The 15,877-nt window shown below is 42.6% G+C and carries 14 protein-coding genes; 11 read left to right on the forward strand and 3 right to left on the reverse strand.

Annotation, left to right across the window (positions count from 1 at the left end; all coding sequences use genetic code 11):
* Positions 1-2: 2 nt before the first annotated feature.
* The 4 genes from metH to JZY04_RS05060 all read left to right on the forward strand — a co-directional run bounded on the left by metH (position 3) and on the right by JZY04_RS05060 (position 5,202).
* Complete coding sequence (gene metH / locus JZY04_RS05050) at positions 3-2,753, forward strand: methionine synthase (protein ID WP_122141819.1); 2,751 nt, start codon at positions 3-5, stop codon at positions 2,751-2,753.
* Positions 2,754-2,766: 13 nt separating this feature from the next.
* Entirely contained in the window at positions 2,767-3,372 is a 606-nt protein-coding gene (locus JZY04_RS05055) for a nitroreductase family protein (protein ID WP_122141818.1), read from the forward strand.
* Between the two features lie 154 nt (positions 3,373-3,526).
* Complete coding sequence (locus JZY04_RS21450) at positions 3,527-3,652, forward strand: symporter small accessory protein (RefSeq protein WP_005780350.1); 126 nt, start codon at positions 3,527-3,529, stop codon at positions 3,650-3,652.
* Positions 3,649-5,202, forward strand: a complete 1,554-nt coding sequence (locus JZY04_RS05060) for a sodium:solute symporter (protein ID WP_005780348.1) — start codon at positions 3,649-3,651, stop codon at positions 5,200-5,202. The genes JZY04_RS21450 and JZY04_RS05060 overlap by 4 nt, the downstream gene beginning before the upstream one ends.
* A 53-nt stretch (positions 5,203-5,255) precedes the next feature.
* Here JZY04_RS05060 and JZY04_RS05065 read toward each other — a convergent pair whose 3' ends face one another.
* Positions 5,256-6,647, reverse strand: a complete 1,392-nt coding sequence (locus JZY04_RS05065; RefSeq protein WP_122141817.1) for a transporter substrate-binding domain-containing protein — start codon at positions 6,645-6,647, stop codon at positions 5,256-5,258.
* A 2-nt stretch (positions 6,648-6,649) separates the two neighbouring features.
* Entirely contained in the window at positions 6,650-7,258 is a 609-nt protein-coding gene (udk, locus tag JZY04_RS05070) for a uridine kinase (protein WP_005807461.1), read from the reverse strand.
* A gap of 101 nt (positions 7,259-7,359) precedes the next feature.
* On the opposite strand from udk, the gene JZY04_RS05075 reads away from it, so the two are divergent.
* Together JZY04_RS05075 and JZY04_RS05080 are read left to right on the forward strand one after the other, a co-directional pair.
* The gene (locus tag JZY04_RS05075; RefSeq protein ID WP_005780342.1) at positions 7,360-7,659 is read left to right on the forward strand and encodes a Dabb family protein; all 300 of its coding nucleotides are present in this window, start codon (positions 7,360-7,362) and stop codon (positions 7,657-7,659) included.
* A gap of 98 nt (positions 7,660-7,757) precedes the next feature.
* Entirely contained in the window at positions 7,758-9,767 is a 2,010-nt protein-coding gene (locus tag JZY04_RS05080; RefSeq protein WP_005807459.1) for a cytochrome c biogenesis protein CcdA, read from the forward strand.
* 77 nt (positions 9,768-9,844) lie between these two features.
* Here JZY04_RS05080 and JZY04_RS05085 read toward each other — a convergent pair whose 3' ends face one another.
* Positions 9,845-10,552, reverse strand: coding sequence for a pirin family protein (locus JZY04_RS05085; RefSeq protein WP_005780336.1), 708 nt, complete (start codon positions 10,550-10,552; stop codon positions 9,845-9,847).
* 121 nt (positions 10,553-10,673) lie between these two features.
* Here JZY04_RS05085 and JZY04_RS05090 point away from each other — a divergent pair, with 121 nt between their 5' ends.
* The 5 genes from JZY04_RS05090 to hisB all read left to right on the forward strand — a co-directional run bounded on the left by JZY04_RS05090 (position 10,674) and on the right by hisB (position 15,750).
* The gene (locus JZY04_RS05090) at positions 10,674-11,165 is read left to right on the forward strand and encodes a PaaI family thioesterase (RefSeq protein ID WP_005780335.1); all 492 of its coding nucleotides are present in this window, start codon (positions 10,674-10,676) and stop codon (positions 11,163-11,165) included.
* Positions 11,166-11,411: 246 nt separating this feature from the next.
* Positions 11,412-12,263 (forward strand): ATP phosphoribosyltransferase, encoded by an 852-nt coding sequence (gene hisG, locus JZY04_RS05095; protein ID WP_005807457.1) that lies wholly within the window; start codon positions 11,412-11,414, stop codon positions 12,261-12,263.
* Between the two features lie 36 nt (positions 12,264-12,299).
* A complete protein-coding gene (hisD, locus tag JZY04_RS05100; RefSeq protein WP_032540763.1) occupies positions 12,300-13,586 on the forward strand; it encodes a histidinol dehydrogenase in 1,287 nt (428 codons plus the stop codon).
* On the forward strand, positions 13,583-14,620 hold the full coding sequence (gene hisC, locus JZY04_RS05105) for a histidinol-phosphate transaminase (RefSeq protein ID WP_005780328.1): 1,038 nt from the start codon (positions 13,583-13,585) through the stop codon (positions 14,618-14,620). The genes hisD and hisC overlap by 4 nt, the downstream gene beginning before the upstream one ends.
* Before the next feature lie 5 nt (positions 14,621-14,625).
* Positions 14,626-15,750 carry a bifunctional histidinol-phosphatase/imidazoleglycerol-phosphate dehydratase HisB gene (gene hisB / locus JZY04_RS05110; protein ID WP_005807455.1) on the forward strand — a complete coding sequence of 375 codons (1,125 nt, stop codon included), beginning with the start codon at positions 14,626-14,628 and terminating at the stop codon, positions 15,748-15,750.
* Positions 15,751-15,877 lie beyond the last annotated feature (127 nt).

Raw genomic sequence — 15,877 nt, forward strand, 5'->3', positions numbered from 1 at the left:
CAATGAAAAGAACTATTCAACAGCTGGTACCCGAACGTATCCTTATATTGGATGGCGCTATGGGTACTATGATTCAGCAATATAATCTTAGAGAAGAGGATTTCCGCAGTGAGCGCTTTGCGCATATTCCCGGTCAACTGAAAGGGAATAATGATTTACTTTGTCTCACACGCCCTGACGTGGTTCAGGATATACACCGTAAATATCTGGAAGCCGGTGCCGATATCATTGAGACGAATACATTTAGTTCCACCACAATTTCTATGGCCGATTATCATGTACAGGAGTATGTGCGTGAAATCAATCAGACGGCCGTGAAGCTGGCACGAGAAGTAGCCGATGAATATACGGCACTCAATCCCGATAAACCTCGTTTTGTGGCCGGTTCGGTTGGTCCTACCAATAAAACATGTTCCATGTCTCCGGATGTGAATAATCCGGCCTATCGTGCCGTGACTTATGATGAAATGGCCGATGCTTATCAACAGCAAATGGAAGCGATGCTTGAAAGTGGGGTAGATGCTTTGTTGATAGAAACTATTTTTGATACGCTGAATGCAAAAGCTGCTATTCTGGCAGCGGAGCGTGCTATGCAGGCAACCGGGCTTAAAGTACCGGTTATGTTGTCGGTGACGGTTTCTGATACAGGGGGGCGTACCCTTTCCGGCCAGACACTGGAAGCTTTTCTGGCTTCGGTACAACATGCCGATATTTTTTCTGTCGGTCTGAACTGTTCATTTGGTGCAAAGCAATTGAAGCCGTTTTTGGAGCAACTGGCCGCACGTGCTCCTTACTATATCAGTGCATATCCGAATGCAGGTTTGCCTAACAGTCTGGGAAAATATGACCAGACCCCGGCGGATATGGCACATGAAGTAAAAGAATATATCCATGAAGGTTTGATTAATATCATTGGCGGATGCTGTGGTACTACCGATGCTTATATTGCCGAATATCCCGCGTTGATTGCCGGTGCCAAACCGCATGTTCCGGCTCGTAGGCCGGATTGTATGTGGCTTTCGGGATTGGAACTGCTGGAAGTAAAGCCTGAAATTAATTTTGTCAACGTTGGTGAACGTTGCAATGTAGCGGGTTCCCGTAAGTTCCTCCGTCTTATAAATGAAAAGAAATACGATGAAGCATTGTCTATAGCCCGGCAGCAGGTGGAAGACGGGGCGCTGATTATCGATGTCAATATGGATGACGGACTGCTGGATGCGAAAGAAGAGATGACAACTTTCCTGAATCTGGTGGCTTCGGAACCTGAAATAGCTCGTGTCCCTGTGATGATCGATTCTTCAAAATGGGAGGTTATCGAGGCCGGCTTGAAGTGTCTCCAGGGAAAATCAATTGTGAATTCCATTTCGTTGAAAGAAGGAGAGGAAAAATTCCTTGAACACGCTCAAACAGTTCGCCAGTATGGCGCGGCTGTAGTAGTGATGGCTTTTGACGAAAAAGGACAGGCTGATACGGCTGCCCGTAAAATAGAAGTTTGTGAACGTGCTTATCGTTTACTTGTAGATAAGATTGGGTTTAACCCGCACGATATCATTTTCGATCCGAACGTGCTGGCTGTAGCAACAGGTATTGAGGAACATAATAATTATGCGGTAGACTTTATAGAAGCAACTGCCTGGATTAAAAAGAATCTTCCCGGAGCACATATCAGCGGAGGAGTAAGTAACTTATCGTTCTCATTCCGTGGAAATAATTATATTCGTGAAGCTATGCATGCCGTATTCCTTTACCATGCCATTCAGAAAGGTATGGATATGGGGATTGTAAACCCTGGTACTTCTGTGCTGTATACGGATATTCCGGCGGATGTGCTTGATAGAATAGAGGATGTGGTATTGAACCGGCGTCCTGATGCTGCCGAACGACTGATTGAACTGGCTGATAAATTGAAGGAGGCTTCGGCAGGTAATACTTCAGCAGGACAACCGGTGAAGCATGATGCGTGGCGGGACGGGACGGTAGAAGAACGGTTGCAATATGCTTTGGTAAAGGGGATCGGAGATTTTCTGGAAGAAGATCTTGCAGAAGCCTTGCCCCAATATGATAAGGCGGTAGATGTGATTGAGGGACCGTTGATGGATGGAATGAATCATGTAGGCGAGTTGTTCGGTGAAGGTAAAATGTTCCTTCCGCAAGTGGTGAAAACAGCCCGTACGATGAAGAAAGCCGTTGCAATCTTACAACCGGTCATAGAGTCGGAAAAGGTGGAAGGAACCTCTTCTGCCGGAAAGGTTCTGTTGGCTACAGTGAAGGGAGATGTGCATGATATCGGTAAAAATATTGTTTCGGTTGTGATGGCTTGTAACGGCTATGATATCATTGACCTGGGAGTGATGGTGCCGGCTGAATCGATTGTTCAAAAAGCCATAGAGGAAAAGGTAGATATGATAGGCCTTAGTGGATTGATTACTCCTTCGTTGGAGGAGATGGTGCATGTGGCTATGGAGTTGGAGAAAGCCGGACTGGATATTCCATTATTAATAGGTGGAGCAACCACATCCAAACTACATACTGCGCTGAAGATCGCTCCGGTATATCATGCACCGGTGGTTCATCTGAAAGATGCTTCACAGAATGCCGGTGTCGCTGCCCGGTTGATGAGTCCGAAATTGAAAGAAGAACTGGCGCAGGAGCTGTCTGGTGAATATCAGGTACTCCGTGATAAGAGTGGTCTGATGAAGCGGGAAACTGTTTCATTGAAAGAAGCTCAAGAAAAAAGGTTGAAACTATTTTGATAAAAAAGAATCTATGGGAACAAAGAAAGTGATTTATGCATGGGCGATTGGATTGCTTTGGATGATTTCATTCACTGCTTGTTCATCTTCTTCCCCAAAAGAAGTCCCGTCAACATCCAATGCTGCTTTGGATAATATTTTTGCGCGTAAGAGTGTACGTGCTTATCTGGATAAGGAAGTAGAGAAAGAGAAAATAGACTTGATGTTATGTGCCGGTATGGCTGCTCCGTCAGGAAAAGACCTTCGTCCCTGGGAGTTTGTGCTGGTCACTGATCGGGTTGCTCTCGATTCTATGGCTTCTGCATTGCCTTATGCAAAGATGTTGACTCAGGCTCGTTATGCCATTGTTGTATGTGGTGATGTAGCCCGTTCTTCTTATTGGTATCTGGATTGTTCGGCTGCTGCGCAGAATATTCTGTTAGCTGCTGAGGCTCAGGGATTGGGTGCAGTATGGACAGCTGCTTATCCTTATGAAGACCGCATCCGGGTTGTCCGCAAGTATACGGAGCTTCCGGGAAACATAGTGCCCTTATGTGTGATTCCTTTCGGGTATCCGGCTGCTCTGCAGGAACCTAAGCAGAAATACGATGAGAAGAAGGTTCATTACGAGAAATATTAAACCGTAAATTGATTTTTCTGAAAGCTGCCCTGATAAAAAGAGGCGGCTTTTTTATTTTTGTTCCTTTTCTTTTTTTATAAATTCTGCCTTTTGTTTTTTCATTTCAATAAATTCCTTACATTTGCACCAATATTAATCGAAATCTAATACAAGAATGTTTGGAATAAGCGACTCTCTTATCATTTTGCCATATCTGCTTTCGGTAGTATGTGTGCTTTTTGCTGCCTGGTTTGGTCTTAAATATTGGAATAAAGACGACGAAAAAGATAAAACACGATGAATACATTTACACTTGGACTGATTGTGATAGCTTATCTGCTATCATTGGCTTATCTTGGTTTTTTAGGTTATAAAAAGACAACTTCCGCCAGTGATTATCTGGTAGGGGGACGACAGATGAATCCATTTGTCATGGCACTTTCTTATGGTGCTACTTTCATATCTGCTTCTGCCATTGTCGGTTTTGGTGGGGTGGCTGCTGCCTTCGGTATGGGTATTCAGTGGCTTTGTTTTCTGAATATGTTTATCGGGGTGGTGATTGCGTTTATCTTTTTCGGCCTCCGGACACGCAGGATGGGAGCCAGACTGAATGTCAGTACATTTCCACAATTGTTGGGCAGGCATTATCGTTCACGGGGGATACAGGTGTTTGTGGCCGCAGTTATTTTTCTTGGAATGCCTTTGTATGCGGCAGTGGTAATGAAGGGAGGAGCAGTTTTTATCGAACAGATTTTTCAGATTGATTTTAATGTCTCGCTTTTGATATTCACCCTGGTGATAGCAGCCTATGTGATAGCTGGAGGTATGAAGGGGGTGATGTATACGGATGCTTTGCAGGCGGTTATTATGTTTGGCTGTATGCTGTTCTTGCTTTTTTCATTGTATCGGGTACTGGATATGGGCTTTACGGAAGCTAATCAGGCGCTGACAGATATTGCTCCTTTGGTTCCGGAGAAATTCAAGGCGTTAGGACATCAGGGATGGACTGCCATGCCTGTTACCGGTTCACCTCAATGGTATACATTGGTCACTTCTTTGATTCTGGGAGTTGGGATCGGTTGTCTTGCTCAACCTCAACTGGTGGTTCGTTTTATGACTGTAGAGAGTAGTAAACAACTGAACCGGGGAGTCTTTATCGGATGTTTTTTCCTGATTATCACCGTAGGTGCTATTTATCATGCAGGGGCACTAAGTAATCTTTTCTTTCTTAAAACCGAAGGTGTAGTGGCTACAGAAGCAGTCAAAGATATGGATAAAATTATTCCATACTTTATAAATAAAGCAATGCCGGACTGGTTTGCCGCACTTTTCATGCTTTGCATTCTTTCTGCCAGTATGTCTACACTGAGTTCACAGTTCCATACGATGGGTGCCTCGGTCGGTTCTGATATTTATGGTACTTACAAGCCTCGTTCACGTGGCAAACTGACTAATGTAATTCGTCTGGGAGTGCTGTTCTCAATATTAGTGAGTTATATCATTTGTTATATGTTGCCTAATGATATTATTGCCCGTGGAACTTCTATTTTTATGGGTATCTGTGCAGCAGCTTTCCTTCCTGCATATTTTTGTGCCTTATATTGGAAACGCGCTACTCGGCAGGGAGTGATGGCAAGCCTTTGGATAGGAACTATAGGAAGTTTATTTGCTTTAGCCTTTCTTCATCAGAAAGAAGCGGCAGCTATGGGGGTATGCAGATGGCTTTTCGGTAAGGATGTGTTGATTGAAACCTATCCTTTTCCGATGATAGATCCTATATTGTTTGCATTACCATTGTCAGTGGCAGCTGTTATCATTATAAGTTTGCTGACAGGAAAAGGAAAAAAATAAAAATGCGTTGTCAAGAGTCTGCAATTTTTTTGATTGCAGACTTTAGAAGCATTTCAGCTTTTTATTTTTTTCTTGTACGATTCGTACCTCGAATTGATATCTCTCACAAAATTATATGTTTCTATTCCACGAAAATATCCGTTTTTACACACCGGATCGGTGAAGTACTCTTCATTGCTTTTCAGTAGGATGTAATTTTCTACATTATCGGTCCATACCGTTTTATTTTTGCCATATTTATCTGCCAGTGCAATAGCGTCAAAAATATGTCCCAATCCGGCATTATATGAAGCGAGGATAAATTTAATCCGCTCCTGTTTATCCGGAACTATACTCAGACTACGGTCTGTGGCTGCAATATATTTTACGGCAGCTTTGATACTTTCTTCCGGATTTTGTTCTTTTCCCGGTGGGACTCCCATTGCACGTGCGGTAGCAGGCATTAATTGCATCAATCCCTTTGCTCCCGCCCATGATACGGCAGTAGTATCGAAATTGGATTCTGTATAAGCTAAAGATGCCAGCAGGCGCCAGTCCCAGCCAATCTCTTTGGCGTATTTTTTGAATAAGTTATCGTAGTGAGAGATTTTGCCTTCTTTTAAGGACAAGATGGGAGAGTGGGGCATTGCCTTGCTGATTTCGAAATATCTTTTCATACTGGCTGTATACGCAGGTGAGGTCATATTTTCTTTATGCCATTTGTTTGCTGCTTCTGCCAGTTGCGGGCAATCTTTACGCACTGCCCATGCAGCCCGTTGGTCAAAACTGATAGAAAGGCCGGTATTCAGATTGGGATAATAAGTAGCATTCAGTTTGGCTACATCATTATCCGCAACTGTATAGGGGATTTTACCTTGTGCAACCTGAGTTATCAGATCTTCAGCGGTAATGCTGTCATTGGTTACTTTATGAATATGAATACCTCCGCCAAGCTCTTTATCCAGATTGACCAACCGCTCGTAATATTTGCCAGGTTTCACGTATATATCTTTGCCGATCAATTCGGTTACATCCTTCAGTGGTTTTATTTTTCCGGTGTTTCGTTGAACAATCACCTGGTGGGTGATCACTTCTTCACCGCAATAAATCAGACTGTCTTTTAATTCTTTGGTAATTGGAATATTATATGCGATAAGATCTCCTTCACCATTCAGCAATTTCCGGATTAATTCCGGTACATTCTTGGCAACCTCTATGCGTAATTTTACGCCTAAATTTTTAGCGAATTGTTCACTGAGCTCATACTGGAAACCCATGTCTTGCCCACGGTAAATGAAATAAGATGTTGAACTGTAAAGAGTGAGAACGACGAGTTCGCCACTATCTTTGATTTGCTCCAGATCGTGTGCAGAAGTATCTTCTGTAATGATTACCTGCTTATTACGGCAGGACAGTATACAGAAGAGCAGGAAAAAGAGAGAGTAAACTACGAGGTGCCGTTTCATGACTAACCGATGTGTTTTTTGATGTACATGGTCAATATATCGATAGCTACTTGATTGCTTCCCCCTTCAGGGACAATCAGGTCGGCATAACGCTTACAAGGTTCGATGAACTGCAAATGCATGGGTTTCAGGACGCGTGTGTATCGCTCCATTACAGCTTCTGCCGTACGGCCCCGTTCCACTACATCACGTTGGATGACGCGTATCAGCCGTTCATCCGGATCGGCATCGACGAATATTTTCAGGTCCATCATATTACGCAGTTTTTTGTCGCATAGGGCCAGGATACCTTCGATAATGACAACTTCACGTGGCTTAATATGTATTGTTTCGGGCTGACGGGTACAGGTCAGATAGGAATAGGTGGGCTGCTCAATGCACTTGCCTTCTTTCAGCATGGAAACATGTTTAGACAAAAGGCTCCACTCAAAAGCGTCCGGATGATCAAAATTGATGTTCTGCCGTTCCTCCACCGGCACATGACTGCTGTCTTTATAGTATGAATCCTGTGGCAGTAATACTACTTCGCCAGCCGGCAGACTCTCAATGATTTTCCGTACGACGGTGGTCTTTCCTGAGCCTGTTCCGCCTGCTATTCCTATTATTAACATCCTTTTATAGTGTATATTTGAAACAAATAGAGTAATTTTGCAACTGTAAAAAACAACTTTGGCTGACAAATATAAAAACAAATAATTAAAATAACAACGTAATGGTAAAACACATTGTATTATTTAAGTTAAGAGACGATGTTTCTGTAGAAAAGAAACTCGTTGTGATGAATAGTTTTAAAGAGGCTATCGAAGCATTGCCTGCTAAAATCTCTGTGATCCGTAAGATTGAGGTGGGGCTGAATATGAACCCGGGGGAAACTTGGAATATTGCGTTGTATAGTGAATTTGATAATCTGGATGATGTAAAGTTCTACGCTACCCATCCCGAACATGTGGCTGCCGGTAAAATTCTGGCGGAAACGAAAGAGAGCCGGGCGTGTGTAGATTATGAATTTTAGTTATAAAAAATGATAGCTATTTAAGATTTGCCGAAAACTCAAACCCGGAAATTTGGATAGCTGTTATATTTTTAGAAACATCATAAACAATTTAAAGAATGAAGAAATTATCCTCTTTTCTGCTTTTACTGCTGGTTGTGTTTACGGCACAGGCGCAGATACAAGAGCCTGTAAAGTTTAAAACAGAGCTGAAAACCCTGTCGGGAGCTGAAGCGGAAATCGTTTTTACTGGTACGATTGATGCCGGTTGGCACGTATATTCTACCGATCTGGGTGATGGCGGCCCTATCTCTGCAACTTTTAATGTAGAGAAGATATCAGGTGCCGAAGTGGTTGGTAAATTGGCCCCGAGGGGAAAAGAAGTTTCGAGCTTTGACAAACTGTTCGAAATGAAAGTGCGTTATTTTGAAAAGACGGCCCAGTTCGTACAAAAGATAAAGTTTACCGGCAGTGATTATTCGATTGAAGGTTATCTGGAGTACGGAGCTTGTAACGATGAGAATTGCCTGCCTCCTACACAAGTCCCTTTCAAACTTTCGGGTAAGGCGGTTGCGACTTCTGCAGCTTCGGTAAAAGAGACTCCTGCAGCACCGGTTGAAGAGCCTGTCGCATCAGTTTCTGATAGTATTATAGAACCGGTAGCTACTGCTGTAACTTCTGCTGTAGGCAGCATTGATTTATGGAAGCCGGTTATTAATGATTTGAAGAAGTTCGGAGAAGCAAATTCTCAGGAAGATATGTCCTGGATCTATATCTTTATTACAGGATTCCTGGGAGGTTTGCTGGCCTTGTTTACTCCTTGTGTATGGCCTATTATACCGATGACGGTAAGCTTCTTTTTAAAAAGGAGCAAAGATAAAAAGAAAGGTATCCGTGATGCATGGACTTATGGTGCATCTATCGTTGTGATCTATGTGGCATTGGGACTTGCCATTACTTTGATATTCGGTGCCAGTGCGTTGAATGCTCTTTCTACCAATGCGGTCTTCAATATTCTGTTCTGTCTGATGTTGATCGTATTTGCCGCCTCTTTCTTTGGAGCTTTCGAACTGACACTTCCTGCAAAATGGAGTACGGCTGTAGATAGTAAAGCAGAAGCTACCAGCGGATTACTGAGTATTTTCTTGATGGCATTTACATTATCGCTTGTATCTTTCTCTTGTACAGGCCCTATTATCGGATTCCTGTTAGTACAGGTTTCTACTACCGGCAGCGTAGTTGCTCCTGCGATTGGTATGCTCGGTTTTGCCATTGCGCTGGCTCTGCCGTTCACTTTATTCGCCTTATTCCCGTCTTGGCTGAAATCAATGCCTAAGTCAGGAGGCTGGATGAATGTGATTAAAGTAACATTGGGCTTTTTGGAATTGGCTTTTGCTCTAAAATTCCTGTCTGTTGCCGATTTGGCATATGGATGGAGAATTCTGGATCGTGAAACTTTCCTTGCTTTGTGGATTGTGATTTTTGCTTTGCTTGGTTTTTATCTGTTAGGCAAGATCAAGTTTCCACACGATGACGATGATACGAAAGTGAGCGTTCCTCGTTTTTTCATGGCACTGATCTCTTTGGCTTTTGCCATTTATATGATTCCGGGCCTGTGGGGAGCACCTTTGAAGGCTGTCAGTGCGTTTGCACCACCTATGAAGACTCAGGACTTTAATCTTTATACCAATGAGGTACATGCTAAGTTCGACGATTATGACTTGGGTATGGAATATGCCCGCCAGCATAACAAACCGGTGATGCTCGATTTTACAGGATATGGTTGTGTGAACTGTCGTAAGATGGAGCTTGCCGTATGGACTGATCCGAAGGTAAGTAGCATTATCAATAATGATTATGTATTGATTACCCTTTATGTTGATAACAAGACTCCACTTACCGAACCGGTGAAGATTACAGAGAATGGAACAGAACGTACTCTGCGTACGGTAGGTGATAAGTGGAGTTATCTGCAGCGTGTGAAATTTGGTGCCAATGCCCAGCCTTTTTATGTTCTGATTGATAATGAAGGTAAGCCGCTGAACAAGTCATATGCTTATGATGAAGATATATCCAAGTATATAGACTTCTTGCAGACCGGACTTGAGAACTACCGGAAAGAAAAATAAATAATGTGTTCAATAAATGAAAAGAAAGGCTGCCTTCGCATAAAGCGGGGTAGCCTTTCTTATGTTTTATTATTGCTTTATCGCATTGGTACTTCCATTAACAATAAAGTTGCTTCTTGGATTACCTCCACTTTAAAGTTCTTCGTATCCCAGAGTCCGATACCGTCACGCTTTGATAACAGATTATCTGCAACCTTCACATCCCCTTCGATGATGAAGATATAAACTCCGTTGCCTTCTTGGTGCAATTTGTATTCAAAGCTTTTTCCGGCATCAAATGTTCCCATGGAAAACCAGGCATCTTGTTTGATGGAAGCAGGTACCTTACCGTCAGGCGAGATAATCAAGACCGGTTCGTTTCTTTTCAGTAAGGGGCGGATATCGTAGTTGTTATATTCCGGTTCTGTATTCTCGATTCTCGGAAATATCCATATTTGTAGGAATTCTAACTGTTCTTTATCGCTGCCATTATATTCGCTGTGAAAGATACCTTTACCCGTACTCATTACTTGGATATCGCCGGGAGTGATGGTTTGGGTGTTTTTTACACTGTCACCATGTCTCAGATAACCTTTCAAGGGAATAGAAATCACTTCCATATTCTGGTGAGGATGTGTATCAAATCCCATTGATGGAGCTACACTGTCATCATTCAGCACCCTCAATGCGCCAAAATGCATTCTCGATGGGTTGTAATAGTTTGCAAAGCTAAATGTATGGTAGGTTTTAAGCCAGCCATGATTGAAATAACCTCTGGAGGAGGCTTTGTCTACTACTGTTTTCATATTTTTCCTTTCTTCAATAGAATATTCGTATAACAAATGAATGATAGATAAAGTTCTGGTAGCGAGAATTGTGCATTTTACAAAAAGATTTATATCTTTGAGCAATTTAAAATAGGAAAGTATGAAAAAGATTATTAATCCTTGGAAGGGAATGGAAGGATATAATTGCTTTGGTTGTGCTCCCAACAATGAAGCCGGTGTGAAAATGGAATTTTATGAAGAGGATGATGAAGTGATAAGTATCTGGCGTCCGCGTCCCGAATACCAAGGATGGATTGATACGTTGCATGGAGGCATTCAGGCGGTACTTCTCGATGAAATCTGTGCCTGGGTGGTTCTCCGGAAGTTACAGACGACAGGAGTGACATCGAAAATGGAAACTCGCTATCGTAAGTCGATCAATACTAATGATTCGCATGTAGTACTCAAGGCACATATTAAAGAGGTGAAACGCAATATTGTACTGATAGAGGCACGTCTTTATAACAAAAATGGAGAATTGTGTACGGAAGCGATCTGCACTTATTTCACTTTTCCGAAGGAAAAAGCTAAAGAAGAGATGCACTTTTTATCATGTGGAGTAGAAGATGAAGAGATACTCCCTTTGATTTGAAAGAAAAACGGAAGTTTTTCTGATAATTGTTTGGTGATTCGGAACTAATAGTTTATTTTTGTCGCATAAAGAATGAAGATATGAACATTACTATTACACATCGCCATCATCATTACTCGATCGAATAACTCGGTGGGCAGGATGATATTGTGTATATATATGATAGAATACGAGGCTTACCGATAAGGTGGGCCTTTTTTATTTTCCGGATATTGAATTTAAATTGTAAATTAAGATATTGTAATTATGTTAAGAATCGCAGTACAAGCCAAGGGGCGCCTTTTTGAAGAAACTATGGCCCTTCTTGAAGAATCAGACATCAAACTGAGCACAACTAAACGTACTTTACTCGTACAGTCGTCCAATTTTCCAATTGAGGTGCTTTTCCTCCGTGATGACGATATTCCACAATCTGTGGCTACGGGAGTTGCTGATCTTGGTATAGTGGGAGAAAATGAATTCGTAGAAAAACAAGAAGACGCAGAAATTATTAAGCGTCTTGGATTCAGCAAATGTCGTTTATCTCTGGCTATGCCCAAAGATATTGAATATCCCGGTCTAAGTTGGTTTAATGGAAAGAAAATTGCTACTTCATATCCGGGAATTCTGGATAATTTCATGAAAAGTAATGGAGTTAAAGCCGAGGTTCATGTCATTACCGGATCTGTAGAGGTTGCTCCAGGCATCGGACTGGCGGATGCCATTTTTGATATTGTCAGTTCCGGTTCTACGTTGGTCAGCAATCGTCTGAAAGAAGTGGAGGTTGTGATGAAGTCGGAAGCTCTGCTGATAGGCAATAAGAATATGAGTAAAGAGAAGAAAGAGGTATTGGACGAATTGCTTTTCCGTATGGATGCCGTGAAAACAGCCGAAGATAAAAAATATGTATTGATGAATGCACCTAAAGATAAGCTGGACGATATTATTGCCGTATTGCCGGGGATGAAGAGTCCTACCGTAATGCCATTGGCACAGGAAGGCTGGTGCTCTGTGCATACAGTACTTGATGAAAAACGATTTTGGGAGATTATAGGTAAACTGAAAGCACTGGGAGCAGAGGGAATTTTAGTATTGCCTATTGAAAAGATGATTATTTAGGCGAGTCTGTTTGTTGAACTTTTAATTAGAAAAATAATGAAACTGATTAAATACCCCGATAGATCGCAGTGGGATGAAATTCTGAAGCGGCCCGTACTCAACACAGAAAGCCTTTTTGATACTGTACGTGATATTATTAATCGTGTAAGAGTTGGTGGAGACCGGACGGTGATGGAGTATGAAGCTATGTTTGATAAAGCCGAACTCACTTCACTGGCCGTTACACTCGAAGAGATTGAAGAAGCTGAAAAAGAGGTTCCTATAGAATTGAAAGCTGCCATTTATCTGGCTAAACGCAATATTGAAGCTTTCCATGCTGCACAGCGTTTTGAGGGAAAAAAGGTAGATACTATGGAAGGGGTTACTTGTTGGCAGAAGGCAGTAGCCATTGAAAAGGTCGGCTTATATATCCCCGGAGGAACGGCCCCTTTATTCTCTACCGTGCTTATGCTTGCAATTCCTGCCAAGATTGCCGGCTGCAAAGAGATCGTACTTTGCACACCACCTGACAAAAATGGGAAAGTGCATCCGGCAATCCTTTTTGCTGCCCATCTGGCCGGAGTCAGCAAAATATTTAAGGCGGGTGGAGTACAGGCCATTGCTTCCATGGCATACGGAACAGAGAGTATTCCTAAGGTTTATAAGATATTTGGTCCGGGAAACCAGTATGTTACAGCAGCCAAACAACTTGTCAGCTTGAGGGATGTAGCCATTGATATGCCGGCCGGACCTTCAGAAGTAGAAGTGCTGGCTGACGAATCTGCTAATCCAGTGTTTGTTGCCGCTGATCTTCTGTCTCAGGCGGAACATGGAGTGGATAGTCAGGCTGTGTTGATTACGACGTCTGAAAAATTGCAAACGGAAGTCGTATATGAAGTTGAGCGACAGTTGGGCTATCTGAACCGTCGCGACATTGCCGAGAAATCTTTGGCCAACAGTAAGTTGATATTAGTGAAGGATATGGATGAGGCGCTGGAATTGACTAATGCTTATGCGCCAGAACATCTGATTATTGAGACTAAGAATTACATGGAAGTATCCGGACGGATCATTAATGCCGGTTCTGTATTCTTGGGAGCCTTCTCTCCCGAAAGTGCAGGTGATTATGCTTCGGGAACTAATCATACCCTGCCAACGAATGGTTATGCCAAAGCTTATAGTGGGGTAAGTCTCGACAGTTTCATCCGTAAAATTACCTTTCAGGAGATACTTCCTGATGGAATGGCTGCTATTGGTCCGGCTATCGAAGTAATGGCTGCAAATGAACATTTGGATGCACACAAAAATGCAGTAACCGTTAGATTAAAGGAGATAAGAAAATGAGAACATTGCAAGAATTAACCCGGTCGAATATCTGGAGGCTAAAACCTTATTCTTCGGCTCGTGACGAATATAACGGAGCGGCTGCATCCGTCTTTTTGGATGCTAACGAGAATCCCTATAACTTACCGCACAATCGTTATCCCGATCCGATGCAGCGGGATCTGAAATCGGAGTTATCCAAAATCAAAAAAGTACCTCCCGCCCATATATTTCTCGGGAATGGCAGTGATGAAGCTATCGACCTGGTATTCCGTGCTTTCTGTGAACCGGGTGAAGATAACGTAGTAGCCATTGATCCTACATACGGCATGTATCAGGTTTGTGCCGATGTCAATGATGTGGAATATCGCAAAGTGTTACTCCACGATGATTTCCAGTTTTCGGCTGAAGAGTTGTTGGCGGCGGCGGATGAACGGACAAAGATGATTTTTATTTGTTCTCCTAATAATCCCACGGGAAACGATCTGCTTCGTTCTGAGATAGTAAAGGTCATTGGCGGATTCGAAGGATTGGTTATTTTGGATGAAGCTTACAATGACTTCTCTGACCAACCGTCATTCTTATCCGAGTTGGATAAATATCCGAATCTGGTTGTTTTACAGACCTTTTCCAAGGCATTTGGGTGCGCAGCCATTCGTTTGGGAATGGCCTTTGCTTCCGAAGGGATTATCGCAATCCTGAACAAAATTAAATATCCGTATAATGTGAATCAGTTGACCCAGCAGCAAGCTATAGAGATGCTTCACAAATATTACGAGATAGAACGTTGGGTAAAAACGTTGAAAGAGGAGAGGGGATATCTGGAAGAAGCTTTTATTGAGCTGCCTTGCGTGTTACAGGTGTTTCCGTCGAATGCGAATTTTTTCCTGGCGCGTGTAACCGATGCGGTGAAGATTTATAACTATCTGGTGGGAGAGGGAATTATTGTACGTAACAGAAATTCCATTTCATTGTGTGGTAATTGCCTTCGCGTAACTGTAGGTACACGGGCTGAGAATGCCAGACTGATTGGAGCACTGAAAAAATATCAATAGGAAAAATGAAAAAAAAAGTACTGTTTATAGACCGTGATGGCACCCTTGTCATCGAACCTCCCATCGACTATCAACTCGATTCTTTGGAGAAGCTTGAGTTTTATCCTAAAGTCTTTCGTAATCTGGGCTTTATCCATAGTAAACTCGACTTTGAGTTTGTTATGGTGACTAACCAGGATGGACTGGGTACTTCTTCTTTTCCGGAGGAGACATTCTGGCCGGCCCACAATCTGATGCTGAAAACTTTAGAGGGAGAAGGTATTACGTTCGATGATATATTGATAGACCGTAGTATGCCGGCAGATCATGCACCTACGAGGAAGCCGCGTACCGGTATGCTGACTAAATACATTTCTAATCCGGAATATGATCTGGAAGGCAGTTTTGTCATAGGTGACCGTCCGACAGATGTCGAACTTGCCAAAAATTTAGGTTGCCGTGCTATCTATCTTCAGGAGAACACTGACTTATTGAAAGAAAAGGGGTTAGAATCCTACTGTGTCCTTGCTACTACAGACTGGGATCGGATAACTGAATTTCTTTTTGCAGGAGAACGAAAAGCAGAAGTGCATCGTACGACAAAGGAAACGGATATTTGGGTAGCTCTCAACTTGGATGGTAATGGTGCCTGTGAAATTTCTACCGGATTGGGCTTTTTCGACCACATGCTTGAGCAGATCGGTAAGCACTCTGGCATGGATCTGAGCATTCGGGTGAAGGGTGATCTGGAGGTAGACGAGCATCATACCATAGAGGATACGGCCATAGCTTTGGGCGATTGTATTTATCAGGCGCTGGGCAGTAAACGTGGAATTGAACGTTATGGCTATGCTTTACCCATGGATGATTGTCTTTGCCAGGTATGCCTTGATTTCGGAGGTCGTCCTTGGTTAGTATGGGATGCCGAATTCAAACGTGAAAAAATAGGAGAGATGCCCACTGAGATGTTTCTACACTTTTTTAAGTCGTTGAGCGATGCTGCCAAGATGAATTTGAATGTCAAAGCCGAGGGACAGAATGAACATCATAAGATAGAAGGCATTTTCAAAGCTTTGGCCCGTGCACTGAAAATGGCATTGAAACGGGATATTTATCATTTTGAATTGCCATCCAGTAAAGGGGTACTGTAAAGAATCAAGGATTATCTTTGCTTTTTTAATTATAAATCCCCCTTTTGTAATAAATGCACGTTTATTATAAAAGGGGGATTTATGAATAACTCTGTAACTTTCCTTATAGAACGTTTTGTGTAAGCTG

The organism is Bacteroides sp. 11BF (assembly GCF_019633765.1).
Classification (GTDB): domain Bacteria; phylum Bacteroidota; class Bacteroidia; order Bacteroidales; family Bacteroidaceae; genus Bacteroides; species Bacteroides hominis.